Genomic DNA, 25495 nt, shown 5'->3' on the forward strand with positions numbered 1-25495 from the left:
GTGTGAAGATATAGCTATAATATTCAACGCGTTCATTACTGTGGTAGACAGTATTGTAATATTGCGCTGATGTATTTTAATTTTCCAAAAAACAGACGCTTGCTAAGCATGTTATTGTCATTACCACTGGCTGGGGTGATATTTAATTGTTTCGGTTATATTTTCCCACAGCGCTACCAGTTCGTTCTCGGTTAATACATCTCCAGGGTTTAGGAAATCAATTCGGTAAGACATTTTCAGATCAAGTGGTTTGCTGCCATTAATTTTATTTTCATGGATAGTGAGATAAAAAATATAACTTAGCGATGGGTCTGCGTCATTAACTACAAGTTTTTTAATCCACCACTCTGAAATCTCAAGGCCGTTGACCTTACGTTTGCCTTTGTACAGGGTTTTTCCGTGTTCTGTTTCCACCACCCGGGCGTCTTTATCCAGCAGCGGTGTACCGATATAACTGTCGTTGTCTGTTTTTAGTGCAACGAACACTTTTTTACCGTTTTTATAGCTTACGGAGGTTTCATACTCTCCGAGCAGTGAGGCATCAACCTGCCCATACTGAATAGCTAACTGATTGCCTGAGGGGCGCTGATTATCCTGACGGGGTTGCAACCCTGACAGAATAGCCAGTAATTGTGATTTTTTCTCAGGGATGTTATATTTTAGACTAAATATTTTTCTTTTAATGTCATATTTTTTATCACGAGAATCCTGAGCTTTCATTTTTATAATAAAGGATACTCCATCGTTCCACCTACAGGCCTCAAGCGTTCTGAACACATCGGAAATTGAATTGATATTTATATATTCAAATATTTTTCCTTTCATGTCAGAAGGCAGTTGATAAATCTGTTTAAGATAAGGCGCATCTTGAGGAAGTTGAGGCTGCATGTTTCTGAGTTCTTCTTCATGTCGTATCAAGAACTGCTGAAATGGAGGGAAGTATTGCCGTTTTGTTTCCACCGTGGTCATCGCTGAACCCTGGATAAACATCACCATCCCGGCTGGCGTAAATTCAGCCGGAAGCGCCACGGAATAAAAACCAAAGTACCGCGTTTCGGGGTGCTGCAATAATGAGGTGACCATCACTTTCTCCCTGTCATTTAATGAATACTGATACGCGCCGGGTTTGAATGCCAGCCATCCCGTGATAAATATCACCATCGCCAGCAGCAAGCCGTTTCTCAGGCGATGTGGGCCATTAAGCAAAAACCATTTTTTCATCGTAATTGACCTGCCGGGAAATCATTATTATGGCGTGTAAAGCCAAAAAATAGCTGAAATGTTATCGTTAATCAGGCGCTGTATGATAATCTGTTTTCACCACCGGGTGGAGTGATATTTAATTGTTTCGGTTATATTCTCCCACAGCGCTACCAGTTCGTTCTCGGTTAATACATCTCCAGGGTTTAGGAAATCAATTCGGTAAGACATTTTCAGATCAAGCGGTTTGCTGCCATTAATTTTATTTTCATGGATAGTGAGATAAAAAATATAACTTAGCGATGGGTCTGCGTCATTAACTACAAGTCTTTTAATCCACCATTCTGAAATTTCAAGGCCGTTGACCTTACGTTTGCCTTTGTACAGGGTTTTTCCGTGTTCTGTTTCCACCACCCGGGCGTCTTTATCCAGCAGCGGTGTACCGGTATAACTGTCGTTATCTGTTTTTAGTGCAACGAACACTTTTTTACCGTTTTTATAGCTTACGGAGGTTTCATACTCTCCGAGCAGTGAGGCATCAACCTGCCCATACTGAATAGCTAACTGATTGCCTGAGGGACGCTGATTATCCTGACGGGGTTGCAACCCTGACAGAATAGCCAGTAATTGTGATTTTTTCTGCGGGACATTATATCGAAAGGTATCAGTGACTTCTTTACTTTTACCATACCAATAAACATCATAACGGGCAGCCCGTTCGTCTCTTGCTTTCATTTTAACTGAAAACGTAATGCCATCTGCCCATTTCCAGGCATCCAGTACTCTTGCCATATCTGGAGTATGCTCAGCCGCCATCCGCTCAAAAATGACACCGCTCATTGGTGAGGTTAGTGGATAAACTCCCTTCAGGTAAGGCGCATCCTGCGGATCGACGACGGACGTATTCCTGAGCTTTTCTTCATAGCGCGTCAGAAACTGCCGGAACGGAGGATAGTATTGCCGTTTTGTTTCCACTGGGGTCATCTCTGAACCCTGGATAAACATCACCATCCCGGCTGGCGTAAATTCAGCCGGAAGCGCCACAGAATAAAAACCAAAGTACCGCGTTTCGGGGTGCTGCAATAATGAGGTGACCATCACTTTCTCCCTGTCATTTAATGAATACTGATACGCGCCGGGTTTGAATGCCAGCCATCCCGTGATAAATATCACCGTCGCCAGCAGCAGGCCGTTTCTCAGGCGATGTGGGCCATTAAGCAAAAACCATTTCTTTATCATTATTGACCTGCTGGGCAATTTTTATAATAGAGCGTAAGACAAAAGCTTGACTGAGAGTATCCCGGTAAGCGGCTTCATGGAGAACCTGTACTGCCAGACGCTCCCGAATATTCTTATGAACGATTTGACCGGCGCGCAAAGGCACCGTACCGTCGCCATTTTCACAGGCATCCCGTAGTGTAAAACGTTGTCCTACCCAGCCATATACTACGTTGTTATCGCCTTTGAATGTCCATGCCTGCTCTTCCGGCGAAAGCTCATCCATCACCGTTCTATCGGCACCGATTTCACTTAAATAAAGGCGTTCGTCATTCATTTTTGGTGCTGGCGGCGTCTCTCCTATTTGGCCGCTTGCCAGCGCCCCGCTCCAGACCGCCGTCTCCTGAGTCCGATGCGCTGCGGGTAATTCTCCCCCTTTTGATTTTCCATAAAATGAGTAGGTCTGGGGATGATATTTCCCCATCAGATTTTCATGAAATGCCTGAACATCAGCCAGTAAATTACTATAAGCTTCCCAATCTGTATTAATTTGACTTGAATTCAATGTAGTGTTAAACGGATTCAACAGGTTTTCATCCATTAGCTTCCACCATTTCTCTCGGTTCAGATAAAGCCCACTATAAAGACAGTTTTCTTTCTTATCGTCTTCTCCAACCGGGAGATCTCGGGGCAGCGTTAATATACTACCGTCACGGTCAACGACCTTAAGCCAGTCGTCACCATAATCGTTGGCAGGGAGTAACTCCAGCGCGCCGGAAGACTGAGAGCCAATCGCCACCATCTCTGCTGCGTTGCGGCCAAGGATATGGCTGGTGAGATATCCTACAGCGCCAGCCAAACCGGACTCTGTATTTTCAGTACCGCGCTTCATGCGGGTATAGGTCGCCGCCGCGCCAATAGACGGCATCACACCGTGAACAATACCGTAAATCTTATCTCTGCCCTCCAGACATTCGGAATAATATCGTGCCACTAGTCCTCCCATAGAATGGGTCACCAGAATGACTTTGCTGCACTTCATGCCCTGAGTTTGATACTTGTCAATAATCCTATCGACTTCTTCGCCAAGTCTTTTTGCCGAGAGTACATTGGAGCCTAGCCAGTTGTAGCCCACGACATGTACTGGAAACTGATACAGTTTCATGACTTCAAGGTATGTTTCATCCAGTGAATCCACGCCAAATTCCAGCCCTAGTGGTTCATCAACTAATTTTTGATAAATCGCACTCAGCGTATTGTCTTTTATCGTTGGCTTATCCCGGTACAGAGCAGTCTGTAGTGCATCAAGAAAAGCGCCGTAGCTTGGGGCGGCTACCTCGCCCCAACCCCGATCGTGTCGTGAGCCAAAGAGTTTTTTTTCGGGATGATCTTCTTCCTCAGCCTTTAGTAAAGCTTTTGTAAATCGCTCCATTTCTTCTTTATCAGCGATATTACTGGGGTATTGCGTGGCTATTACCAGATCAATATATTTCTGTACATCTGGCGACATGGGAATAAGCCCTCTGTTGTCAATCTTCACCCGGTCAGGATGTAGTAGCCGTTTTCTCTCTTTTGGTCCTGATGAAGGAAGCGTCCAGCCCAGCAGTGAGGTTTTGCTATCATACCGCCACACGGCTATCGAATCTTCACCATCATCTTTGGGCTTTACTTTAAGATTCGTTCCCATTATTCCTGGCAGAAAAATAACCGGAATTACCCGCCGATCCTCAATCTCCGCGGTGCCAACTTTATTTTTATCGGCACGATCCATATGCATCGTCGTAGACATATATTCCCTCCGAATATCCTTAATCTTCCTGATTATCTAACAGATCAATTTTTATTGATTCAACAAAAAGCCCGCTCTGCACAGGTAGTTTCCCTTGATCGTCAGTCGTCATTTCAACGATAGTGCCATCGCCGCGGGTAACGCGTACCTTTTGATTCTTTGCCGGTTTGCCGGTTTGCTTCCAGAGGATCTCAGGGGTGATGGCAAAATCAGTGGAATCCCATTCCTGCATGGCCTGACTGATACTCTGACCACTGAATTTTTGCCAAACCGCTCCACGCTCTATAATTTTATCTGGTGCGGCACATTCCACCGTGCCGCCTCCAATTCGAATATATCCACCACCACTGGTTAGGATGATTTCATTTTTTGCGCTAATAAGAATTTTTCCGTCGCTACTGCTTATGCGCAGATCTTTACATGCATCCAGGAGCATTTCATCGCTTTGTGCCTGAATCTCCACTTTGCCTTTGCTGGCGAAAATTTTAATACCAAGCTTTTGAGCAAACAGACTTACTGCTTCTCCCGCAGCTACAGTGAATTTTTTAAATACGCTGAAATCCGTATTTTTCCCACTGGTGCTAATCAGGTTTTCCCCTGAGGATAATTGCAGGCTTTTGGGCGTAACCTGTGCAATCCCCGCGGGAGCAGAAAGCAGTAGCGCTGATTTTTTCAGCTCGGTCAGCGTTTCTGACAATAGCGTTTTTTGTGTCTGTAAATCCGCCAGCTCTGATTTTGCCACTTCAGCGGCGCTATGCAGTGCTTCCACTAAAGACAGCGCTTCCTGGAGCTGGCTTAACGCTTCATCCATCATCAGCGCCTGCCCCTGCGCCTTTTCCTGCGCATCGGCGCTGATAAAGACACCTTTTTTCGCTCTTATCGCACCCCACATATCGGTGCGCAGTTCGAAACCCTCACCGCGCTGCTGCTTCCCGGCATCCACCAGATGTCCCAGGTTCAGCTGGCTCTTTCCGCCGTACTCTGTGCTGACCTTGATGTGCTCCTTACCCCGCTCATCGTCCAGCCGGATTTTGTTATTCGCCGGGGTGCGCAGCACGTTGCGCTTATAGTTCTGGATGGTCACATGGTCGGTGTGCGCCGAGTCGTGTTTCACCCCGGCGATATATGGCCTGTCCGGGTTGCCATCCTCAAACGCGATGCTAACCTCGGTTCCCGCCAGCAGCGGCAGGTGCAGACCGTAAGTATCTCCCGCATAGGGGCGTGACTGCCGTACCCACAGGCTCTCGAAACCCGGCTTCCACGTATCCCGGTCAAAGTCCGGGTTCACTCGATAGCGCCCGTCTTTGTCGATATGAGCGTAGATATCATTTGCCGTGGTGCTGGTCACCCGCGCCGGGAGTGTCCCTGCCATCACAGGCCTGCGGATGAGAGGAGGGCGGTAGCCGTAGCGTTCGGAATAGGGGATGGCGGTGAATGTCAGTTCGTAACTGCGGTCTCGTGCTGCGCTGGCGGTAATCCCGGTTATCAGAATGCCCTTGCGGAATACCTCTGGCGCATCATTACCCTCGACCTTTATCTCCAGTCCCGGCATCAGTAGAGAACTGGTGCTCTGTCCTTTCAGGATGGCGCGTCCGTTCAGGTAGCGTTCGTGGCGGATACGCGCATAGAATGCACCACTCTCCGGCGTCGCTTTGTCACCCGTTTTCAGAAAATTGTCAGCGTAATGATAGGCTTCACCGTAGGTGGTGTTATCCCCGCCTGTTACGTCAAACTGGCCTGTTGTCATCTCCGCCATCGCTTCACGGTAGTTGTAATCCCGCGTCGTGACGGACCTCGATACCACGCTGTAGGCCGTGTTCAGACCCCACACTGCTTCGGTTCCGCTGTCGCTCATCCCCGAAGGGTGACGCAGCGGCAGCGTCAGGCCGCGCTCATAGCCACTCTGGTCGTCGTAAAACTCGATAACCCCGATTTTCAGTCGGGCGTCGGTACTGAACCGGAACCAGATACCCACCTCCGACAGCAACCGTGAGATGAATGTCAGATCGTCTTCGTCGTACTGCATGACCTGCTCGCGTGACGGGTAGTCGCTTTTCAGGTTAAACACAAAGTCCTGACCGCGCATCTCATGCCGCTCGCGGAGTATTTTCTCCACGATTTGCGGCACCGTCTGGTTCTGATAAATTGCGTTCTGATGACTGCGGGACAGTAGCGCCAGACGGGGCTCCAGCCGCACCTCATACCGCGCCTCGTCCCGTGAGGAAGACAATTGCTTAAATCCGGTGATCACCCCGTACAAGGTACGCAGGGGCGTCTGCGTCGGTATCCCTTGCACCGGCGGGGCGGTCAGGCTGAATGCCCCGTCCTGCATCAGTACCGACTCCGGCGCAATAAACTTATCGCTGCTGGTAAACTGAATGTCATAGCGGAACGGGGTGCTTAATTGCTCCTTGCCTTCAAAGGACAGTACGTCCACGCCGCTGCTCAGGCCGCGGATTTTTAACGCGTGGTGTGAGTGGTCGAAGTTCTGTACATCCATCGTGGGCTTCCTTATTTCGTAACAAATTCCACAGAAGTTCCTCTTGCGGGGCCCTGTTCAGGCACGCTACCGCCCATAGCCATGACCTCGTGCCCATCAGGTTTACATCTGGCTAAATTGTGAATAGCGGTTGCTCGGTACCGGTACCACCGATATTCAGCGAGCCGCATATCGAACCCGTGCCAAAAAAGCAGAAGGCTTCCTGCCAGCCACGGTTAGCGGGCAGAAACTCCTTGTGGATTTAACTGAGATAACGCCGGTTCTGGCAGCATGTTCTGTTTCACGTCCTGACAGGCGTCAGTGCGGGGTGCCAGACTGATTTCGACGCGCCGGTTAGCGGCCCTGCCTTCCGGCGTGTCGTTAGTTGCCGCAGGATGGCTTTCGCCCAGCCCCTGTACGGCAAAACAGGTGGCCGGAATGTCGCTGGTCTGTAGCATCCAGTCGCGCACGGCTTCCGCGCGTCGCAGCGACAATTGCTGATTGGCTTTTTTATTGCCGGTGGTATCGGTATATCCGGTGACCACAATCAGCCAGCCCGGCCTTGCCCTGATATTTACCAGGGCGTTAATCAGCACTTTTGTCGAGCCGTCTTTCAGACGGGCCTGTCCAACGTCAAACAACGTCATGCTGTCGAGACGCACGCTCTGTACCGGTAATGCGTCTGCTACATCCCTTTTTTTCTCAGGTGGACGGTAATCGCGAATAACCCGCCATACCGGCTGGCGTAGCCGTTCGCCGGGATATAAGCCCAGACTGAGACGTAATGGCTCCCCTTCGCGAAAATAGCTATCCAGAATATTTGCATCGTCCTTCAGGACCGACAGGTGGTGGGCTTTAGCGGCGTCGTTGTCTGCCGGAACGGCATCATATTTATGTAGATCGTCGCTCACCTGCAGCAGCAGGCTGCGGTTTGCGGTTGCTGACAGACAGAGCGCAGCCACTCCTGCCACGGTGGTCATCAGCAGCGCCGCCACGCAGGCGCGGCGAACTGGCGTAAATCCTGATTGACGTGGTAACAGCGGCAGCATCATGTCCGGGAACGGCAGGGGAGATGCGCCGATCTTCGGTATCGCCTCCGGCGTCAGTCCCGTTTTTGCCGTTGTCCATGTCTGCCACAGATTGCCTTCCAGCGCAGGCAGCGATGGCGCCTGCCCCATGCCCGCCGCCAGCGGCGGATACCCGTTCAGCTCTGGAAACACCATCTGATTGAGCCACTGCATCAGGCTTTCCATCCGCAGAAGATGGCAAAGCCGCAGGCTGCTCCCATCGGTTCCGGGCTGTGCCGCCCATGACGTCGGAGAGCTTTCTCCGGCGGGCGTCACCACCTGAACCTTGCCGCCGGCGCAGATAAACCACGGTAGATCATCCTCTCGCCCTGTGCCGGGCAGCCAGCTCCACAGCAGCAGCGGCACTTTTATGCCCGCCCTGCGGCGCACTGTCGCCAGACCGCCGACAAAGCGTCGCAATCGTCCCGCCAGAACAGCCATATCCAGATGAACAACCGGCACGACCGTGCAGGCCACACACAACTGAGAAACCCATGCGGGGCGGTCAGCCAGCAGCACTTCAGCCTGTCTGATAAGTTGCTCTTCATCCGCAATGTGCAGGTACAGCCCTCCCGCGACCTGCCGCAGCGGGTTTTCTGTGAATAACGATGCTGCCGCGTCGCCGCACACCAGCACTACGGGCTGCCGATATGTTTTGGGCGGCAATCGGGACAGCCATACGCTGTCGGCCTCAGTCTGTCTTTTTTTTCCGCGCCAGCACGCCAGCAGGCCTACTGCGATGACGATAAGCGCCACTGTCACGCCAAATTTCATCGCCGTAGAGGCCTGATTGAACCCCAGCCATAGCGCCAGCACCAGCAGCATGCCCCACAGCAAAAGCGCCTGTTTCAGCGTGTTACTCACCCGGCTCATCTTCAAGACTTGCCTGTTGGCAGCAGTTCATCCACCAGTACATTCAGCCAGCTATGCAACCCCCACCAGACGCCAACCAGCACAAGCATTAGCAGTAGCAGCCAGCAAAAAGGAGACTGCCACAGGTAATGCTGACGCTTGGTCAAAGGCACGTTCAGCACTGCCGAATCTTCTTGCACCCTGAATGGCTCAACCCGCTTGCTGAACATCGCAATGAGATGCTGCCGTTCATCAGATTCGGGGTCCTGATAGCGCCCGCGAAACCCCAGCAACAGCACGCGATGAAAACAGGTCAGGACCGCCGGCGTGGGGGCTGGCTCCTGTAAAACCCGCTTCATACGCTCATACAGTAGTTCGCCCGCCTGAAGGGTATTGAAAAAATGCGACTGGAGAGGGTTTTTTAGCCAGACCATCTGGCCATCATCCATCCCGTCCCGGCTGAGAACGGTTTCGTCCAGCAGCGCGCACTGAGCGTAAGTGATATGTTCTATGTCCTGCTGGCTGAATCCGGCCGCTGTCAGACGCTCGCGTACCCCTTCCACCTGCTGCAGACAATGGCGATATAGTTCCTGTCCGTGTCTTGCAGAAGTGTCCTGACGCAGTTCCACCACCGTCAGAAAGGTGTCGCGAAGTAGTACGTTAATGTCGATTTTCCGTTCCTGTGTCATGACCGCAGTACCGCAAAAAGCTCGGGTTTCAGATCACCCAGCGTACCCGGCGCGTAAATCATGCAGCACCCAGCATCCAGCATGGCTTTAGCCGGAGCGCTCTGCATATCCAGCGCAAAATACTGATTCTCCAGCCGTAATGGCAATGCAGCCGGAACCTGCGTCAGCGGAACAACAGGGACACCGTTCAGCGCAACATTAACCAACAACGTAACGTCATCTGGCGCCCCGATTTTGCAGAGCCGTGGTAACTGTTGCAGAACGACGTGCGTCGGCAGCGAGGAGCGAACAGAAAGGTAAAAATCCGCCTCTTCCCGCAGGCGTGGATCGTGAAGTTCGGCTTTCCAGCGGTTGCCGGGAAGGGATTCCAGCTCGAGCGCAATCACCCGCGACGGCAGGCTGGCTTCGAGCAGTTCGCTGAGCAGGGTAAAAAGCGGCGGAAAAACGGAGGCTGGAGCATCATGGACATATGCGGGAATGGCGCTCACGTTGTGTTCAAGGGAAAAGGTCAGCAACGCGCCGGCCAGACGAGCCAGTTCGCGCCAGACGAGTTCAGGATGGATGCTCGGATACCGTAAAAAATCACTTAGAACCGGTTCAGCGCTGTTCAACGCATTGAGTAACCAGAACAGGGACACATCCGCTACCGCGAAGTCCGCCATACGCTGATTGCTTTCCCGGCGCAGGGCCATCAGACGCCGGCACTTCGCTTGTAGCTGCAACAGCAACGTATCCAGTCGCTCCACCAGACCAATATGTGCGCTGAGGGCCAGCAGCGGCGGGATGTAGCTTTCATCCTGAGACCAGTTACCCTGACCATTCCGCGTCAGACGTGCAAGCGGGCAGGTGATATAATCCTGATTGTTATCATGGGCGAAACGCAATGACAGCGCATGGCATTCAACGGCCATTTCTTCACTGTCGCTGCCATAAATATCCTGTACTTTATGCCATTCCTGACGATAACGCAGGGGGCTTTCAGTATGCTTTTCCTGTCCCAGATTACCGCCATTCGCATGTTCCAGCGGTAACGCCAGGACAACTATTGCCGTATTTTCCACCGCCAGAATATGTAAATCACAAGCCAGAGGCAGCGCATCGGAAACTTCGGAGTCGATCAACGAGCCATCGGAAAAACGCAGGCGCAGGGTACGTAATTTTAACTTCCCTAACGCCAGCGCTTCTCTGTCAAACTCGACTCTCGCCACACCCCATGGATGACGGATACCCAGCTGTGCAATGCTGTTGTTACTGTACGTTTCCCAGCGGGCCTGCTGCTGAAACTGTTGTGAGGACAGGAACGTTCCCTCAGCCCATAGTGGTCGATGAATTTTCATACTACACCACCGCCCGGTCAGGTTTTTGCTTTTGGCATTTGAGAAACCTGAGACCGTGCCAGCGTGACTTAACGTGCTGGACGTCTGGCTGATGCATAACCACATCCTCCGCAGATTTCGCCAGACAGGAAAGTGGGGTATGGATAGCTGCCGTCAGATGAATTTTTTTAAACAAAGACTGATAAATGCCGCCTGATCCCATCATTGTTGACATAGCCGCAGATGAAGAAATATGTTCCTTTGCAGACATCAAAATTTCCCTTTTGAAACTTTTATCCGGTTTTGCCCAATGACTTTCCCAGGCGTGCAGGTTAACCCCTCTCCTGTAACGACATTCTTGTTAATTCTTCCATCGCTTCAGGTTCAGTCATGGCGTTAGTGAAGTTGTTTTGGTTTAAATTAAGGCCAATTATTGGGGCTATAGTTAATAAATGTCTGGTGGACACTACAATCCCTGGCGGAGAGAAGATGTAGAGGTAACTTCACATTCATGGCACTTGCTGTTTTCAGGCCCGGCTTTATGTTAAAGCGAGTTTCGGGGGCGTCATTTAGAAAATTTTTAGCCATGTTGCTTCTCCCTGTCTAACTATCTGATCTTGATCCAATTTAACAGTTAAATAAAGCGGGGTGCAATGTGGTCAGTGTCTGAAAGATCATTCTTATTACTGCTGTAAATACTTTGGCTCGTACCCTAAAATAAGTTTATTTATATGAAGCTTCTCAATTCATTGACCATCAAGGGTAATCGGTTTGGTTATGGGAGAATATAAGCATAAAATATCGATAAACGATCACGTAAGAATGTTATAGCTCCACTTTTTCGGAATAAATAAATGCCCACTTAATAAATGATATTTTTGTTGTGAATAATTTGGTGGCAAAAAGTTCGACTGTCTACTGCGAGATTAGTGAAGTACAGGAGGGGGAAGGATGAAATTAATACCATAATTAAAAACAATTAGAAGAATCTCTGGTATCAAAAATATAACATTTGTATCAATTGTCGTGATTTATTCAGTAATAAAAGTATGGTGTTGATTTATAATGAAAACTATCATAGATACATTATCTCAATTAAATTCTGTTTGTTGCAGTACCCTGTCTGGCAAGATAAGCACCGAAATATAATGATTATATCAAGACTGCTATCTTCATTCTTGTTGGCCAGAGGTCGATTACAAACGCAAAGATAACGGTAGCTCCGGGAATTTAGTCCTTTTATTGCGCAAAATGCAAAATCAGTGGATTAAGTAAGTGGCTTTTAGCCGTACACTCATTTGTCCACACATTATCTGTGGATCCCCTGATAGATACAGGGAAGTATAAAAAGACGTTGATAAATTGCGGTTTCTTGTATTTCAGGTGCTGTTACGGACGACGTAAAACAAACCGGCGAGGGGGCGGCAATAGCCGTTCCCGTTTTCGGCAGAGGTTTTGCCGGCGGCAGAAACAAAAAAACACCCTTGAGGGTGTTTATAATGTTGGTTGCGGGGGCCGGATTTGAACCGACGACCTTCGGGTTATGAGCCCGACGAGCTACCAGGCTGCTCCACCCCGCGTCACCGTACTGCTTCACTTAGTCAAATTTTGATTGGTTGCGGGGGCCGGATTTGAACCGACGACCTTCGGGTTATGAGCCCGACGAGCTACCAGGCTGCTCCACCCCGCGTCCGTGGAAGCGCACTATACTCCGCTAGCGAGATGTTGCAACCTTTTTTCGACCAAATCGACATTTTTGTAAGAATTGGCTTATAAAACGCCATGTTGTGGTGTTTTTTTACACAAATCTGTGCCATCGATGAGATCGCGCATTTCAATAGCCCCGGCGCTTTGTTATCTTCAACACGCACTAAGGCTTCGCAGCAAAAGATGAGACACCATGAAAGGACGTTGGGCAAAATATGTAGCGACGGGGGCAATGCTGGCTATGCTCGCCGCCTGTTCCTCAAAACCGACCGACCGCGGTCAGCAATATAGCGATGGCAAGTTCACCCAGCCGTTTTCACTGGTAAACCAGCCGGATGCCGTCGGAGCGCCGATCAACGCCGGCGACTTCTCCGAACAGGTTAATCAAATTCGTAACGCCTCGCCGCGCCTCTATAATAGCCAGAGCAACGTCTATAATGCGCTGCAGGAGTGGCTGCGCGCGGGCGGTGACACGCGTACGCTGCGCCAGTTCGGCATTGACGCCTGGCAGATGCAGGGCACCGACAACTATGGCAACGTCCAGTTTACCGGCTACTACACGCCGGTCGTGCAGGCGCGCCACACCCGTCAGGGTGAATTCCAGTACCCCATTTACCGTATGCCGCCGAAACGCGGCAAGCTGCCGTCCCGCGCCAGCATTTATGCCGGCGCGCTGAGCGACAACTATGTGCTGGCGTACAGCAATTCGCTGATGGATAACTTCATCATGGACGTGCAGGGCAGCGGCTATATCGATTTTGGCGATGGTTCGCCGCTCAACTTCTTTAGCTATGCCGGGAAAAACGGCTGGTCCTACCGGAGTATCGGCAAAGTGCTGATCGACCGTGGGGAAGTCAAGAAAGAAGATATGTCGATGCAGGCGATCCGCGAGTGGGGTGAAAAGCACAGCGAAGCGGAAGTGCGCGAGCTGCTGGAGCAGAACCCGTCGTTTGTGTTCTTTAAACCACAGTCCTTCGCGCCGGTGAAAGGCGCCAGCGCCGTGCCGCTGATCGGCCGCGCTTCGGTGGCTTCCGACCGGTCGATTATTCCGCCGGGAACTACCTTGCTGGCCGAGGTGCCTCTGCTGGATAATAACGGCAAGTTTAACGGCCAGTACGAACTGCGCCTGATGGTCGCTCTCGACGTAGGCGGGGCCATCAAAGGCCAGCATTTCGACATTTATCAGGGCATTGGGCCTGACGCAGGCCACCGTGCCGGCTGGTATAACCATTACGGCCGCGTATGGGTGCTGAAAAACGCCCCGGGCGCGGGGAACGTCTTTAGCGGCTAACTCCCCTGGCCATGCCTGTTGACCTGGGCGCCCGGATGACGCCGTTTTACGGCGGCCTCCGGGCGCTGTCATTTTGTTCTGAGGTTCTATGTCTGTTGTAATCAGCGATGCCTGGCGCCAGCGTTTTGGCGGTACGGCACGTTTATATGGTGAAAAAGCACTGCAATGTTTTGCTGATGCCCACGTCTGCGTGGTCGGGATTGGCGGGGTCGGCTCGTGGGCGGCGGAAGCGCTGGCGAGAACCGGCATCGGGGCGATTACCCTTATTGATATGGATGATGTCTGCGTTACCAACACTAATCGTCAGATCCACGCCCTGAGCGGCAACGTCGGGCTGGCGAAAGCGGAAGTGATGGCGGAACGTATTCGTCTCATCAACCCGGAGTGTCGGGTGACGGTGGTGGATGATTTCGTGACCCCGGAAAATGTGGCCGAATACCTGGGCGTCGGCTTTAGCTATGTCATCGACGCGATCGATAGCGTCCGGCCGAAAGCGGCGCTTATCGCCTGGTGTCGCCGCTACAAAGTGCCACTGGTCACCACCGGCGGGGCGGGCGGTCAGATTGACCCAACGCAGATCCAGGTCGCTGACCTGGCGAAGACCATCCAGGATCCGCTGGCGGCCAAACTGCGTGAGCGGCTGAAAAGTCAGTTTGGAGTGGTGAAAAACAGTAAAGGTAAGCTCGGCGTGGACTGCGTCTTCTCTACGGAAGCGCTGGTCTACCCGCAAGCGGACGGCAGCGTCTGCGCGATGAAGAGCACGGCGGAAGGGCCGAAACGGATGGACTGCGCTTCCGGCTTTGGCGCGGCCACCATGGTGACCGCGACCTTTGGCTTCGTCGCGGTATCGCATGCTCTGAAGAAGATGCTGGCGAAAGCGGAGCGGCAGACGACGTAAATTCCCGGGTCGCGGCGCAGGCGCCTTACCCGGTCTACAGGACAATTCCCCGGAGGCGGCGCTGCGCACCTGTCCGGGCGACAAAACTGCACGAGCCCGTAGCCCGGGCAAGGCGCGTCAAGCGCCGCCCCCGGGATGAGCTTAAACCTCAACCTCGCGGGCGGCGGCGAGCACTGCCTCGCTCAGGGCACTGAGGCCCTGGCTGCGCGAGGCGCTGAGCTGGCCGCGCAGCCCCAACTCGTCGAACAGCGCCAGCGGATCCTGCGCCAGGATCCCGGCGCGGGTTTTTCCTTCCACGGCGGTCAAAAGTACCGCCAGCAGACCGCGCACAATCCGTCCTTCGCTGTCGCCAAAGAAGTGCAGCCTGCCCTCGGCGTCCTCCTCATAGCCCAGCCAGACGTGGTTTTCACACCCGGCAATCTCCCGGGCCTGCGCTTTGCGCTCATCGGTCAGCGTCGGCAGCTTTTTGCCCAATAAAATCAGCTGACGATATTTATCCTCCCACTGGTTCAGCGGGGCGAAGGTCTGGCGCAGCGTGGCGTCGGTAATGGTTGTGCCGAAGGGGTGCAGAGTTGTCATTAATCCACCAGAATTTCCAGGGCGCGATCCACCGCGTGGACCAGCGCCGCAACATCGTCTTGGGTATTGTAGGGGGCGAAAGAGGCCCGCAGCGTGCCGCTGACCCCTAAGGCCGCCAGCAGTGGCTGGGCGCAGTGTTGCCCGGCACGCAGGGCAATGCCCGACTCTGCCAGCAGCGTCACCAGATCGCTGTGATGAACACCGTCGAATTCAAAGGCGAGCAGGCTTGACTGCTGGCAGCGGAAAGAGCGGAAGCCCGGCCGTTTCGCCAGCGCCTCTTCCGCCAGGCTCGCCAGACTGCGGCTCCAGTTTTCCGCCTGGCCGATATCGCTCTGCGCCAGCCACTCCAGGGCGGCGCTAAGGCCGATAACCCCGGCGACATTCGGCGTACCGGCCTCGAGACCATAAGGGGCCGGCTGCGGCGTAAAGCCGTCAAAGCTGACCTCGGCGATCATTTTCCCGCCGCCGAGCCAGGGCGACATCGCCGCCAGCAGCTCGCTTTTGCCGTACAGGGCGCCGATCCCGGTTGGGCCATACAGCTTATGACCGGAAAAAGCGTAAAAATCGATATCCAGCGCCTGCACGTCAGCGGGGAAATGCACCGCTCCCTGGGCGCCATCGACCATCACCACCATCCCGGCGGCGTGAGCAAGGCGGATAGCCTGCGCCAGGTCTGGGCAGCCGCCGGTGACGTTGGACATCTGACCGATGGCCAGCACCCGGCTGCGCGGGGTGATGAGCGCGCTGAGGCTGGCGATATCCGGCAGGCGGTCAGCGCCAAGCGGTAGTTTGACCACTTTGGCGCCGGTCTGCCCGGCCACCATCAGCCAGGGCACGAGGTTGGCATGATGCTCGGCTTCGCTAACGATAATTTCATCGCCAGGCTGCAGGCGCGGCCGGACGTAGCTCTGCGCCACCATATTGATGGCCTCGGTGGTCCCCCGCGTCCAGACGATATCTTTGCCGGACGGGGCGTTAAGCCACGCCGCCACGCGCTCGCGGGCCGCCTCATAGCGCTCGGTCAGCCGCTGGGCGGCGGCGAACTGGCTGCGATGGACGTTACCGGCGCTCAGGCGATAAAACTGGTCGCTGGCGTCGATCACCGCCTGCGGTTTGAGCGCTGTCGCCGCGCTGTCGAGATAGACGCCAGCATCGGCCAGAGCCGGAAACTGCGCGCGAAAGTGCGCAGGGTTGAATGCGTTCATGGAATTCCTCGTATCAATACCGCGATCGTCGCGCAATTTGCCGGGCGTGACAAGGCCTCTGCGTCCTGTGGAATTGTCCGAATGTGACTCCACATAGGTCAAAGAGGGTTATGCTGAAAAGTGTTGGGTTTGTGTTTTAACCTATTACTTAACGAGTCACGAATAGTATAAATAGCCGTAAGGAGAGAAAAATGAAAATGACTAAGGCCGCTGCGATTATCTCTGCCTGTATGCTGACTTTAGGCCTGAGCGCCTGTTCCTCTAACTATGTGATGCATACCAATGATGGGCGGACCATCGTTACCGACGGGAAACCGCAAACCGATAATGATACTGGCATGATCTCGTATAAGGACGCGTGGGGCAACAAACAGCAGATCAATCGCTCTGACGTGAAACAGCTGGGTGAGCTGGACGAGTAAGGCAGTAAAAAGGCAAAAAAAAGCACCGCGCGTTGCGGTGCTACATTAAATCACTATGGACAGACAGGGTAAATGTACAGGAAGTGAAAAGGGGTAGCTTTGCTACCAGGGTCTGCAAAGACAGACCAATTGCAAACACAACAACACAACATCACAACCGTAAGCCAAAAGCTTGATGGAACACGCATTCCAAAAAAAAGCTTCTCGTTCCGGCTCAGGAAGTGCCGCCACTATAGGTATTTGCTGGTAGAACCTCAACGGACAATTTATAATGGCTCAGATAAAAAAAACTAATAGGTTAACCATTGTTTCCTGTTTGTTAAGTCGAGTTAACATCTAAGCCAGAATAACCATGTCGAAGCGATTACCACCTCTGAATGCATTACGTGTTTTTGATGCAGCCGCACGTCATCTCAGCTTCACTCGGGCAGCCGATGAGCTTTTTGTGACGCAGGCCGCAGTCAGCCATCAAATCAAGTCTCTCGAGGATTTCCTGGGCCTTAAGCTGTTCCGGCGGCGCAATCGTTCGCTGCTGTTAACGGAAGAAGGGCAGAGCTATTTTCAGGATATTAAAGAGATTTTTTCGCAACTGACGGAAGCGACGCGTAAACTGCAGGCGCGCAGCGCCAAAGGGGCATTAACGGTCAGTTTATTGCCAAGTTTTGCCATCCAGTGGCTGGTGCCGAGACTGACAAGCTTTAACTCAGCTTATCCGGGAATCGACGTCAGGATCCAGGCGGTGGACCGCCAGGAGGATAAGCTGGCGGACGATGTCGATGTGGCGATTTTTTACGGGCGCGGCAACTGGCCGGGCCTGCGTGTGGAAAAACTGTACGCCGAGTATCTGCTGCCGGTCTGTTCCCCGCTCTTGCTCACCGGCGACAAAGCATTGAAAACGCCTGCCGATCTGGCGCAACATACGCTGCTTCACGATGCGTCCCGCCGCGACTGGCAAACTTATACCCGCCAGCTTGGTCTAAGCCATATTAATGTGCAACAGGGGCCGATTTTCAGCCACAGCGCGATGGTGCTGCAGGCGGCCATTCACGGACAGGGCGTGGCGCTAGCCAACAACGTGATGGCGCAGTCCGAAATTGAAGCCGGTCGTCTGGTGTGTCCGTTTAATGATGTTCTGGTCAGTAAGAATGCGTTTTACCTTGTTTGCCATGACAGTCAGGCAGAACTGGGTAAAATAGCCGCTTTCCGGCAGTGGATCCTGGCGAAAGCGGCAAGTGAACAAGAAAAATTCCGCTTTCGTTATGAACAATAAATACTTGTAGGGTAAAAACATGACCAGCCGTTTTATGCTGATATTCGCCGCGATTAGCGGCTTTATCTTTGTGGCTCTGGGTGCCTTTGGCGCGCATGTATTAAGTCAATCGCTCGGCGCGGCGGAGATGGCCTGGATCCATACCGGCCTGGAGTACCAGGCCTTCCATACCCTGGCGATTTTTGGTCTGGCGGTGGCGATGCAGCGCCGGATCAGCATCTGGTTCTACTGGAGTAGCGTATTTCTGGCGTTAGGGACTGTGCTGTTCAGCGGCAGCCTCTATTGTCTGGCGCTGTCTCATTTACGCCTGTGGGCGTTCGTGACCCCGGTGGGTGGCGTGAGCTTCCTCGCCGGTTGGGTTTTAATGTTAATTGGTGCAATTCGTCTGAAACGTAAGGGCGTTGTTCATGAATAAGGTTGTCCTCTATTGTCGCCCTGGGTTTGAGAAAGAGTGCGCAGCAGAAATTACCGATAAGGCCGCCCGCCTTGAGGTATTTGGTTTTGCCCGAGTCAAAGATGACTCCGGCTATGTGATTTTTGAGTGCTATCAGGCCGAAGATGGCGAAAAGCTGGTGCGCGAACTGCCGTTCAGCTCCCTGGTGTTCGCCCGCCAGATGTTTGTGGTCGGCGAACTGCTGCGCGATCTGCCGCCAGAAGACCGGATTTCCCCGATCGTCGGTATGCTGCAGGGCGTGGTGGAGAAGGGTGGCGAGCTGCGCGTGGAAGTGGCGGATACCAACGAAAGCAAAGAGCTGATGAAGTTCTGCCGTAAGTTTACGGTACCGTTACGTGCGGCGCTGCGTGAGGCGGGCGTGCTGACCAACTATGAAACGTCAAAACGTCCGGTGGTGCATGTGTTCTTTATCGCCCCCGGTTGCTGCTACACCGGCTACTCGTTGTCTAACAACAACTCGCCGTTCTATATGGGCATTCCGCGTCTTAAATTCCCGTCCGATGCGCCGAGCCGCTCCACCCTCAAACTGGAAGAGGCGTTCCACGTCTTTATTCCGGCGGATGAGTGGGATGAGCGTCTGGCGAACGGTATGTATGCCGTCGATCTCGGCGCCTGCCCGGGCGGCTGGACCTATCAGCTGGTGAAACGCAATATGTGGGTTTCCTCGGTGGATAACGGCCCGATGGCGCAGAGCCTGATGGACACCGGCCAGGTGACCTGGCTGCGCGAAGATGGCTTCCGCTATCGTCCGAACCGCAACAACATCTCGTGGATGGTCTGCGACATGGTAGAGAAACCAGCGAAAGTGGCGGCGCTGATGGCGCAGTGGCTGGTCAACGGCTGGTGCCGTGAAACCATCTTCAACCTTAAGCTGCCGATGAAAAAGCGCTACGAAGAGCTTTCGCGCAACCTGGCCTATATCCAGGAACAGCTGGACGAGCACGGTATCAACGCCCAGATCCAGGCGCGTCAGCTGTATCACGATCGTGAAGAGGTGACCGTTCACGTGCGTCGTCTGTGGGCCGCCGTCGGCGGACGTCGCGACGAGCGTTAATCACTACACCGCAGGCCGGAGACGCGTGGGTGTTCTCCGGCCTTCCCGCCCTGTTATTAAGGCTGTGGCGCATCCGACACGATGTGCGTCACGTCATCCAGATGACCAATCCTCGCCTCGCCGGAGCGGTTGAACTTGCTTTTGTCGATCAGCAGCAGCGACTGTGCCGCCCGTTTTAGCAGGATCGATTTAAAGTCGGCATTGAACGCATTGGAGTCCCACAGCGCGCCCTGCGGGTCGATGCCTTCGCAGGAAAAAATAAACAGATCGATCTCCAGCGATTTCAGCTGGGAAATCAGCGCCGGGTTCACGTAGCAGCCATATTTCCGCTGCAGCGTGCCGCCGGAGCAGGTGAGCGTGATCTGGTCGCGTTTGGCCAGCTCCTGGCAGATGGGCTGGCTGTTGGTAAAGACATGCAGCGGGCGGTCGGGCAGCTGGCGGGCGAGATACCAGCAGGTGGAGCTGGCATCGAGGGCGATCACCATCCCTTCGTCAATCCAGGCCAGCGCTTCGCGGGCGATATCGGCTTTATGCGCGTAATGGCTTTTCAGCCGCATGTGAAAAGGGTCGCCACTGTCCTGGCTGCGCTGGTGGATCACTTTGGCCCGGCCGTGGTTGCGCAGCACTTTGCCCTGCGCCTGCAGCTCGCTCAGATCACGGCGAATGGTTTCCCTGCTGACGTTGAGCTGTTTTGACAAGGTTTCGGTGGTCAGGCTGCTGTGGTTGATCAAGAGATCGACGATCGCCTGCTGGCGGGCCGCTTTCATTTATTCTCACCCCATCATTGATTGAGCGTCTGCCTGATGCAGACGCTCCGGCATGAGATTACGGCGTGACTCCTTTTTTTAAAAGGATATTTCCGTACTTAGCGCACTCTCCTGTGATAACGATCGCAAAGGCTTTTTGCGCCCGGTCGTAGAAGGCAAAGCGGTCAATCCGCACGATGTCCGGGCAGGGCGCCTGCGCCGAGAGCGCCTGCCGATAGCGCTGTTCCACCGTCGGGTCGAGCGCATCGCCTTCGACGGCGGCCATCATCACCAGCGGCGGCGCGTAGCTGTCTAACTCGAACAGCGGGATAATCGCCTGCAGCAGATCGCTGACCCGCAGGCCATCGGCGCGGATCACCTGGGGCCCCATGCTGTGCGCCGGGAAGTGGGCATCGGAAAAAATGATTTCATCCCCATGGCCCATTTCGGCCAGCACTTTCAGCAGTTCCGGCGATATCAGCGGGGAAATGGTTTTGAGCATCTCAGGCTTCCTCTATCAGTTCAGGTTCAGTTTGTGGCCAGAAATAGCGGTAGCGGTACGCGACCTGCGCTCTGGCCTGTTCCGGCGAAGAGAACTCGCCCACGCCATACCAGCCAAACATCGCCGCGCCAGCCACGGTGGTTTCGGCATCATCGAGGACTTTGACAGGTATCCCGAGTCGGTTGGCCTTGATCTGGTTCCATAGCGCGTTGCGGCTGCCGCCGCCGACCAGCAGCAGCTCTTGCGCCCTGAAGCCGCCGATGTTTTCCAGCGTTTGCAGATGCTGCGCCAGCTGGTCGCTTAACCCCTCCAGCGCGGCACGGTAAAGATGGCCGCGGGTGGTGTTGAGCGTGACGCCCTGCCAGCCGGCGTGCTGGCTGGCGAGCAGGTCGCACTGCATCCTGACGCCCTGGGCGCCGGGTGGGATCGCCTGCGCTTCGTCGATCAGGGTCTGCCACGGGGTGTCAGCGCTCCACAGCAGTTTGCGCACCCACTCGAGCACGCCGGAGGCCAGCCACTGCATCCCCGGGTTATAGCGGCCCGGCTGGCTGTCCAGTTCGCAGGTGGAGCCGCTGTAGCCACAGAGCAGCGAGGTGTCGACCTGGGCGCTGCGTACCATCAGGATCTCCCAGGTCCCGGAAGAGAGCACCGGCTCATCCTGCCCGGCGCCAGCGCCAAACAGAGCGAACTGGGTGTCATGCCCGGCCGAGATAACCGGGATCCCGGCGGGAAGGCCCAGCAGCGCAGCGGCATCTGGCAGCAGGGCGCCGATCGGCTGGCCTGCTTCAACCAGCCGCGGGAACAGGCGGCGCGGCAGGCCGGTCGCCTGCAGGATTGGCGCGCTGAAATCGCGCTGCCGGAGATCGAGCATCTGGCTGGTGCCTGCCATGGTGAGGTCGGTGGTGAACTCCCCGGTCAGCCGGTGGTTGATCAGAGATGAAATAAACAGCCAGGCATGGGCCTGCGCCAGCAGCTGCGGGTGGTTCTCTTTCAGCCACACCAGCTTATACAGGGTGTTGAACGCAAACGCGCCGACGCCGGTAATCTGCTGCAGCTGGTGTGCTGGCATATACTGGCTGATATTCTCCATCACCGCCGCGGTGCGCGGGCATTTCCAGCTGATGATCGGATACAGCAGGGCACCCTGCTCATCCACCAGCGCGCCATCGACGCCAAAGGTCGTGACGGTGATGCCGCGCACCGTGCAGGAGGCCAGCTGGTCATGGATCTGCCGACAGCAGTCGGCAAAGCGCAGCATAATGGCCTCCAGCGACCACTGGTGCCAGTCGCTGCTCTCCGTGGCGATGTCGCTGGCGTTCGCCGTTGCGGCGCGGGCGATAATGTTTCCCTGTCGGTCAACGGCCATCGCCCGCACGTTGGTGGCGCCGCAGTCGAGGACCAGGATAACGTCTTGCTTCATAGTGACTCCCGAAACAACATGGCCGGATGGCGCTGCGCTTATCCGGCCTACTAACAGAGCGCGTCGGTAGGCCCGGTAAGCCTGCGCTACCGGGCAAAACCAACCTGTTAACGCTTATACAGCGGCCCGTAGTTCTGGCAGGCGCGGTAGTCCTGACCTTCGATGTCCATGCCGTGCGCGGCCCAGGCGGAGGGGCGGTAGATTTTCGCCGCTTCCACGTTGTGCATGCAGACCGGAATGCGCAGCATGGCGGCGAGGGTAATGAAATCCGCGCCAACGTGGCCGATGGTCAGCACGCCGTGGTTGGCGCCCCAGTTAGCCATCACCGAGTACACATCGCTGAACGGACCCTTGCCGGTCAGGCGTGGGGCAAACCAGGTGGTGGGCCAGGTGGAGTTGGTACGGGCGTCGAGCTGGTCGTGCATCGCTTTGGGCAGCGTCACGCTCCAGCCTTCGGCAATTTGCAGCACCGGCCCCAGGCCTTTGATGATGTTTACCCGGGTCATGGTGAACGGTACGCCGCCTTCGGTCAGGAAGCGGGAAGAGAAGCCGCCGCCGCGGAAGTATTCGTGGATCGCCGGGCACCATTCGGTCGCCGCGAGGCAGGCATCCGCCTCGTTCTGTTCAATCTCCCAGTGAGGTTTCATCGTCGGGTTGCCCTGCGCGTCGCGTTGCTGGCAGGAGCCGTCCAGCGCCGCAGAGCCGGAGTTAATCAGGTGAATAATGCCGTGCTCCGCCCGCCCGGTGAGCGGCTGCCCGGTGACCCGCTCAACGGCGTCCGGCGACCAGTAGGTGCGCACGTCGGCAAACACCTGGGCGGTGCCGGTGAGCTGATGACCCATCAACATGGCCACGCCGTTGAGGCTGTCGTTTTCGGTGGCGACGACAAAGGGCTCGCGCACCCCATTCCAGTCAAAAGAGCTGTTGAGTAGCGCTTCGGCGGTATCGCCATTGGGGTATTGATCGGTCCAGTGGCGCTGACCCTGGAAACCGGCGGCGATGGCGTTGTAGCCCAGCGACTCCTCCACCAGCCCTTTTTCCGCCAGCTTCGGGTTGCCCTGCATCATGTCGCGGATGCACATCGCCATCAGCAGGCTCTCTTTCAGCACCGCGCGGCTCTGCGCCTCATTGCGCTTATACTGCTCGGCGTTCTGATCTTCGCCGTAGCGGAAATGTTTATCCGCCCACGCCAGCGCCATTTCCAGCTCGGTTTCATCATAGATTTTCTGATCGATTCGCCGGCGCAGCTCCGTCATGTCGACAGCCTGCACCTTCATGCCGAGCCAGGACTCAAAAAAGTTATGGTCGACGATGGAGCCGGCGATGCCCATTGAGACGCCGCCCAGCGACAGATAGCTTTTCCCTTTCATACTGGCGACGGCCAGGCCGGCGCGCGCGAAGCGCAACAGTTTTTCTTCGACATCCGCCGGGATCGAGGTGTCATCGGCATCCTGCACGTCATGTCCGTAGATGGAGAACGCCGGGATCCCTTTCTGGCTATGGGCCGCCAGCGCGGCGGCCAGATAGACCGCCCCCGGACGTTCGGTGCCGTTAAAGCCCCAGATGGCCTTCGGGCGCAGCGGATCCATGTCGATGGTTTCGCTGCCGTAGCACCAGCAGGGGGTGACGGTGATGGTGACGCCGACGTTTTGGCTGCTGAATTTCTCTTCACAGGCGGCCGACTCGGCCATGCCGGCGATGCAGGTATCGGCAATCACGCACTCCACCCGGGCGCCGCAGGCGTGGCGCAGTTTCTCGCTGATAAGCGCGGCGGTGGCTTTCGCCATGTTCATGGTTTGCGCTTCCAGCGACTCGCGGACCCCCATGCGACGACCATCGATTACCGGGCGGATACCGATCTTCGGTAAGCTGATTTTTTTCATTACAGATCCCTCAGGTTATGCGGATAACAGGTTTAGTTCGTCGCCGCTTGTGAACGGAAACGGGCAAAAATAAAGATGATGGCGAAGCACAGCGCCGGGACCAGTTCGGCGGTCGGGATATTGCCGGCGGCGTCGCTGACAAAGCCCATCACCGGGGTGACGATCCCGCCGCCGATAATGGTCATGACGATAAAGGACGAGCCATATTTGGTGTCCTGGCCCAGATGCTTAATCCCCAGCGAGAAGATGGTCGGGTACTGAATGGACATAAAGGCGCTGCACAGGGTCAGGGCCAGCAGACCGACGTGGCCGCCGCTGAAGGCGGAGAGCAAACAGAGCAGCATGGCGATAAACGCATAGATAGCGAGCACGTTATGCGGCGCAAAGCGGCGGATAAGCCAGGTGCCGGTAAAACGGCCAATAAAGAAGCAGACCATGGTGGCGGTCAGGTAGTTGGCGGCGAAACCGGCCGTCATGCCCGGGATCTCTTCGATAGCGTAGCGAATCAGGTAGCTCCAGCAGGCGGTTTGCGCGCCGACGTAGCAGAACTGGGCCAGCACCGCCCAGCGCCAGTGACGGATGCGCATCAGGCGCGTCAGCGAGGCGAGGAAGGTGCTCTGCGCGCTGTCGCTGTGGTCATCGCTCTGCAGGGAGGGGAAGCGGGTACAGACGATCAGCAGGGCAACCAGCAGGACGATGGCCACGATAATCATATAGGGGGTTTGTACCGACAGGACCAGGCTGTGCTTCCAGGCGCTGAGCTGTTCTGGCGTCATTTTATCCAGCACCTCCTGCGGCTGATGCGGGACGTTAGACAAAATAAGACTCTGGCCAAATACCACGGCAATAATGGCGCCAAAGGAGTTAAAGGTCTGGGCCAGATTAAGGCGGAAGTGACCGCCGCTTTCCGGACCGAGAACGGTCACAAACGGGTTGGCCGCCGTTTCCAGGCAGCCAAGCCCGGCGGCGATAATAAATAATCCAATCAGGAATAAAGTGTAGTTCATCACTTCGGCGGCAGGCCAGAACAGCGCGGCGCCGCAGGCATATAAAAACAGACCCGTAAGAATGCCTGCTTTATAGCTGAATTTTTTCATCAGCATCCCGGCGGGGATGGGAATAATAAAATAGCCAAAATAAAAGGCCGACTGAATTAATCCGGCCTGGAAATTAGTCAGGGTAAAGGCCTGTTGAAATTGCGGTAATAAAATATCATTCAGATTATTAGCCACCGCCCACAGAAAAAAGAGGGAGCACAGCAGAGCAAAAGGAATAATGTAGCTCTTACTCTGCCCGCTCTCCATGGCGCGGTAACTTTGCGTTGGTATCGTTGTGTTTCCCATAGCGTCCTCATCAGTTCAGAAGCATTTACAACAGCATTCAGGGCGCAGTCTGGTGCTGCAGCAGACCGCAAAATTAAGTGAGCTCAGGTGACGCGCCGGTGAGTGAAATGA

General features: G+C 54.8%; 21 protein-coding genes and 2 tRNA genes. 6 read left to right on the forward strand and 17 right to left on the reverse strand.

Annotated elements, in window-relative coordinates; translation table 11 throughout:
• Nucleotides 1-120: 120 nt before the first annotated feature.
• The 10 genes from CWM54_RS12185 to CWM54_RS12230 form a co-directional block, all read right to left on the reverse strand.
• Complete coding sequence (locus CWM54_RS12185) at nucleotides 121-1221, reverse strand: T6SS immunity protein Tli4 family protein (protein WP_100697261.1); 1101 nt, start codon at nucleotides 1219-1221, stop codon at nucleotides 121-123.
• 96 nt (nucleotides 1222-1317) lie between these two features.
• Nucleotides 1318-2439 (reverse strand): T6SS immunity protein Tli4 family protein, encoded by a 1122-nt coding sequence (locus CWM54_RS12190; RefSeq protein WP_100697263.1) that lies wholly within the window; start codon nucleotides 2437-2439, stop codon nucleotides 1318-1320.
• Nucleotides 2414-4207 (reverse strand): esterase/lipase family protein, encoded by a 1794-nt coding sequence (locus tag CWM54_RS12195; RefSeq protein WP_100697265.1) that lies wholly within the window; start codon nucleotides 4205-4207, stop codon nucleotides 2414-2416. Before CWM54_RS12195 ends, CWM54_RS12190 begins: the two co-directional genes overlap by 26 nt.
• 19 nt (nucleotides 4208-4226) lie before the next feature.
• Nucleotides 4227-6707, reverse strand: a complete 2481-nt coding sequence (locus tag CWM54_RS12200) for a DUF2345 domain-containing protein (protein WP_100697267.1) — start codon at nucleotides 6705-6707, stop codon at nucleotides 4227-4229.
• Nucleotides 6708-6922: 215 nt separating this feature from the next.
• A complete protein-coding gene (locus tag CWM54_RS12205) occupies nucleotides 6923-8626 on the reverse strand; it encodes an OmpA family protein (RefSeq protein WP_100697269.1) in 1704 nt (567 codons plus the stop codon).
• Nucleotides 8627-8628: 2 nt separating this feature from the next.
• Complete coding sequence (gene tssL / locus CWM54_RS12210; RefSeq protein WP_100697271.1) at nucleotides 8629-9294, reverse strand: type VI secretion system protein TssL, short form; 666 nt, start codon at nucleotides 9292-9294, stop codon at nucleotides 8629-8631.
• Entirely contained in the window at nucleotides 9291-10631 is a 1341-nt protein-coding gene (tssK, locus tag CWM54_RS12215; RefSeq protein ID WP_100697273.1) for a type VI secretion system baseplate subunit TssK, read from the reverse strand. Before tssK ends, tssL begins: the two co-directional genes overlap by 4 nt.
• 1 nt (nucleotide 10632) lies before the next feature.
• Nucleotides 10633-10881, reverse strand: coding sequence for a hypothetical protein (locus CWM54_RS12220; RefSeq protein ID WP_100697275.1), 249 nt, complete (start codon nucleotides 10879-10881; stop codon nucleotides 10633-10635).
• Nucleotides 10882-12113: 1232 nt separating this feature from the next.
• Nucleotides 12114-12190: transfer RNA gene (locus tag CWM54_RS12225), tRNA-Met, on the reverse strand.
• Nucleotides 12191-12223: 33 nt separating this feature from the next.
• Nucleotides 12224-12300 (reverse strand) — tRNA-Met (locus CWM54_RS12230).
• 210 nt (nucleotides 12301-12510) lie between these two features.
• On the opposite strand from CWM54_RS12230, the gene mltA reads away from it, so the two are divergent.
• Together mltA and tcdA are read left to right on the forward strand one after the other, a co-directional pair.
• Nucleotides 12511-13608 carry a murein transglycosylase A gene (mltA, locus tag CWM54_RS12235; RefSeq protein WP_071839043.1) on the forward strand — a complete coding sequence of 366 codons (1098 nt, stop codon included), beginning with the start codon at nucleotides 12511-12513 and terminating at the stop codon, nucleotides 13606-13608.
• An 88-nt stretch (nucleotides 13609-13696) separates the two neighbouring features.
• On the forward strand, nucleotides 13697-14506 hold the full coding sequence (gene tcdA / locus CWM54_RS12240; RefSeq protein ID WP_008806278.1) for a tRNA cyclic N6-threonylcarbamoyladenosine(37) synthase TcdA: 810 nt from the start codon (nucleotides 13697-13699) through the stop codon (nucleotides 14504-14506).
• A gap of 141 nt (nucleotides 14507-14647) precedes the next feature.
• On the opposite strand, the gene csdE is transcribed toward tcdA, so the two are convergent.
• Nucleotides 14648-15085, reverse strand: a complete 438-nt coding sequence (csdE, locus tag CWM54_RS12245; protein WP_100697278.1) for a cysteine desulfurase sulfur acceptor subunit CsdE — start codon at nucleotides 15083-15085, stop codon at nucleotides 14648-14650.
• Nucleotides 15085-16290, reverse strand: a complete 1206-nt coding sequence (gene csdA, locus CWM54_RS12250; protein WP_100697281.1) for a cysteine desulfurase CsdA — start codon at nucleotides 16288-16290, stop codon at nucleotides 15085-15087. The genes csdE and csdA overlap by 1 nt, the downstream gene beginning before the upstream one ends.
• Nucleotides 16291-16487: 197 nt before the next feature.
• Between csdA and CWM54_RS12255 the strand changes: the two genes are divergently transcribed.
• From CWM54_RS12255 to rlmM, 4 genes are all read left to right on the forward strand, one after another.
• Nucleotides 16488-16712, forward strand: coding sequence for a YgdI/YgdR family lipoprotein (locus CWM54_RS12255; protein WP_002915549.1), 225 nt, complete (start codon nucleotides 16488-16490; stop codon nucleotides 16710-16712).
• A gap of 352 nt (nucleotides 16713-17064) precedes the next feature.
• Nucleotides 17065-17982, forward strand: a complete 918-nt coding sequence (gene gcvA, locus CWM54_RS12260; protein ID WP_002915545.1) for a glycine cleavage system transcriptional regulator GcvA — start codon at nucleotides 17065-17067, stop codon at nucleotides 17980-17982.
• 19 nt (nucleotides 17983-18001) lie between these two features.
• Complete coding sequence (locus tag CWM54_RS12265) at nucleotides 18002-18397, forward strand: DUF423 domain-containing protein (RefSeq protein WP_002915543.1); 396 nt, start codon at nucleotides 18002-18004, stop codon at nucleotides 18395-18397.
• Nucleotides 18390-19490 carry a 23S rRNA (cytidine(2498)-2'-O)-methyltransferase RlmM gene (gene rlmM / locus CWM54_RS12270; protein ID WP_061153473.1) on the forward strand — a complete coding sequence of 367 codons (1101 nt, stop codon included), beginning with the start codon at nucleotides 18390-18392 and terminating at the stop codon, nucleotides 19488-19490. Before CWM54_RS12265 ends, rlmM begins: the two co-directional genes overlap by 8 nt.
• A 56-nt stretch (nucleotides 19491-19546) precedes the next feature.
• Here the strand turns inward: rlmM and fucR are convergent, their stop codons facing one another.
• The 5 genes from fucR to fucP all read right to left on the reverse strand — a co-directional run bounded on the left by fucR (nucleotide 19547) and on the right by fucP (nucleotide 25384).
• Nucleotides 19547-20257, reverse strand: coding sequence for an L-fucose operon activator (gene fucR / locus CWM54_RS12275; protein ID WP_012540709.1), 711 nt, complete (start codon nucleotides 20255-20257; stop codon nucleotides 19547-19549).
• 58 nt (nucleotides 20258-20315) lie between these two features.
• Nucleotides 20316-20738: an L-fucose mutarotase gene (gene fucU, locus CWM54_RS12280; RefSeq protein WP_017899197.1), complete on the reverse strand. Its 423-nt coding sequence runs from the start codon at nucleotides 20736-20738 to the stop codon at nucleotides 20316-20318.
• 1 nt (nucleotide 20739) lies between these two features.
• The gene (fucK, locus tag CWM54_RS12285) at nucleotides 20740-22158 is read right to left on the reverse strand and encodes an L-fuculokinase (RefSeq protein WP_100697283.1); all 1419 of its coding nucleotides are present in this window, start codon (nucleotides 22156-22158) and stop codon (nucleotides 20740-20742) included.
• Nucleotides 22159-22265: 107 nt separating this feature from the next.
• Nucleotides 22266-24041, reverse strand: a complete 1776-nt coding sequence (gene fucI / locus CWM54_RS12290; RefSeq protein WP_100697285.1) for an L-fucose isomerase — start codon at nucleotides 24039-24041, stop codon at nucleotides 22266-22268.
• A gap of 32 nt (nucleotides 24042-24073) precedes the next feature.
• Entirely contained in the window at nucleotides 24074-25384 is a 1311-nt protein-coding gene (fucP, locus tag CWM54_RS12295; RefSeq protein WP_020317279.1) for an L-fucose:H+ symporter permease, read from the reverse strand.
• Nucleotides 25385-25495 lie beyond the last annotated feature (111 nt).

The sequence above is a fragment of the Klebsiella sp. D-Nf1 genome, assembly GCF_002810515.1.
Classification (GTDB): domain Bacteria; phylum Pseudomonadota; class Gammaproteobacteria; order Enterobacterales; family Enterobacteriaceae; genus Klebsiella; species Klebsiella variicola.

What these genes read in the sequence shown, in the direction of transcription:
- fucR (WP_012540709.1), bottom strand. Translation starts at nt 20,257, where the DNA reads ATGAAAGCGGCCCGCCAGCAGGCGATCGTCGATCTCTTGATCAACCAC.
- rlmM (WP_061153473.1), top strand. Translation starts at nt 18,390, where the DNA reads ATGAATAAGGTTGTCCTCTATTGTCGCCCTGGGTTTGAGAAAGAGTGC.
- CWM54_RS12185 (WP_100697261.1), bottom strand. Translation starts at nt 1,221, where the DNA reads ATGAAAAAATGGTTTTTGCTTAATGGCCCACATCGCCTGAGAAACGGC.
- tcdA (WP_008806278.1), top strand. Translation starts at nt 13,697, where the DNA reads ATGTCTGTTGTAATCAGCGATGCCTGGCGCCAGCGTTTTGGCGGTACG.
- fucI (WP_100697285.1), bottom strand. Translation starts at nt 24,041, where the DNA reads ATGAAAAAAATCAGCTTACCGAAGATCGGTATCCGCCCGGTAATCGAT.
- fucK (WP_100697283.1), bottom strand. Translation starts at nt 22,158, where the DNA reads ATGAAGCAAGACGTTATCCTGGTCCTCGACTGCGGCGCCACCAACGTG.
- tssK (WP_100697273.1), bottom strand. Translation starts at nt 10,631, where the DNA reads ATGAAAATTCATCGACCACTATGGGCTGAGGGAACGTTCCTGTCCTCA.
- CWM54_RS12205 (WP_100697269.1), bottom strand. Translation starts at nt 8,626, where the DNA reads ATGAGCCGGGTGAGTAACACGCTGAAACAGGCGCTTTTGCTGTGGGGC.
- CWM54_RS12265 (WP_002915543.1), top strand. Translation starts at nt 18,002, where the DNA reads ATGACCAGCCGTTTTATGCTGATATTCGCCGCGATTAGCGGCTTTATC.
- gcvA (WP_002915545.1), top strand. Translation starts at nt 17,065, where the DNA reads ATGTCGAAGCGATTACCACCTCTGAATGCATTACGTGTTTTTGATGCA.
- csdA (WP_100697281.1), bottom strand. Translation starts at nt 16,290, where the DNA reads ATGAACGCATTCAACCCTGCGCACTTTCGCGCGCAGTTTCCGGCTCTG.
- CWM54_RS12200 (WP_100697267.1), bottom strand. Translation starts at nt 6,707, where the DNA reads ATGGATGTACAGAACTTCGACCACTCACACCACGCGTTAAAAATCCGC.
- csdE (WP_100697278.1), bottom strand. Translation starts at nt 15,085, where the DNA reads ATGACAACTCTGCACCCCTTCGGCACAACCATTACCGACGCCACGCTG.
- CWM54_RS12190 (WP_100697263.1), bottom strand. Translation starts at nt 2,439, where the DNA reads ATGATAAAGAAATGGTTTTTGCTTAATGGCCCACATCGCCTGAGAAAC.
- fucP (WP_020317279.1), bottom strand. Translation starts at nt 25,384, where the DNA reads ATGGGAAACACAACGATACCAACGCAAAGTTACCGCGCCATGGAGAGC.
- fucU (WP_017899197.1), bottom strand. Translation starts at nt 20,738, where the DNA reads ATGCTCAAAACCATTTCCCCGCTGATATCGCCGGAACTGCTGAAAGTG.
- CWM54_RS12255 (WP_002915549.1), top strand. Translation starts at nt 16,488, where the DNA reads ATGACTAAGGCCGCTGCGATTATCTCTGCCTGTATGCTGACTTTAGGC.
- CWM54_RS12195 (WP_100697265.1), bottom strand. Translation starts at nt 4,207, where the DNA reads ATGTCTACGACGATGCATATGGATCGTGCCGATAAAAATAAAGTTGGC.
- mltA (WP_071839043.1), top strand. Translation starts at nt 12,511, where the DNA reads ATGAAAGGACGTTGGGCAAAATATGTAGCGACGGGGGCAATGCTGGCT.
- tssL (WP_100697271.1), bottom strand. Translation starts at nt 9,294, where the DNA reads ATGACACAGGAACGGAAAATCGACATTAACGTACTACTTCGCGACACC.
- CWM54_RS12220 (WP_100697275.1), bottom strand. Translation starts at nt 10,881, where the DNA reads ATGTCTGCAAAGGAACATATTTCTTCATCTGCGGCTATGTCAACAATG.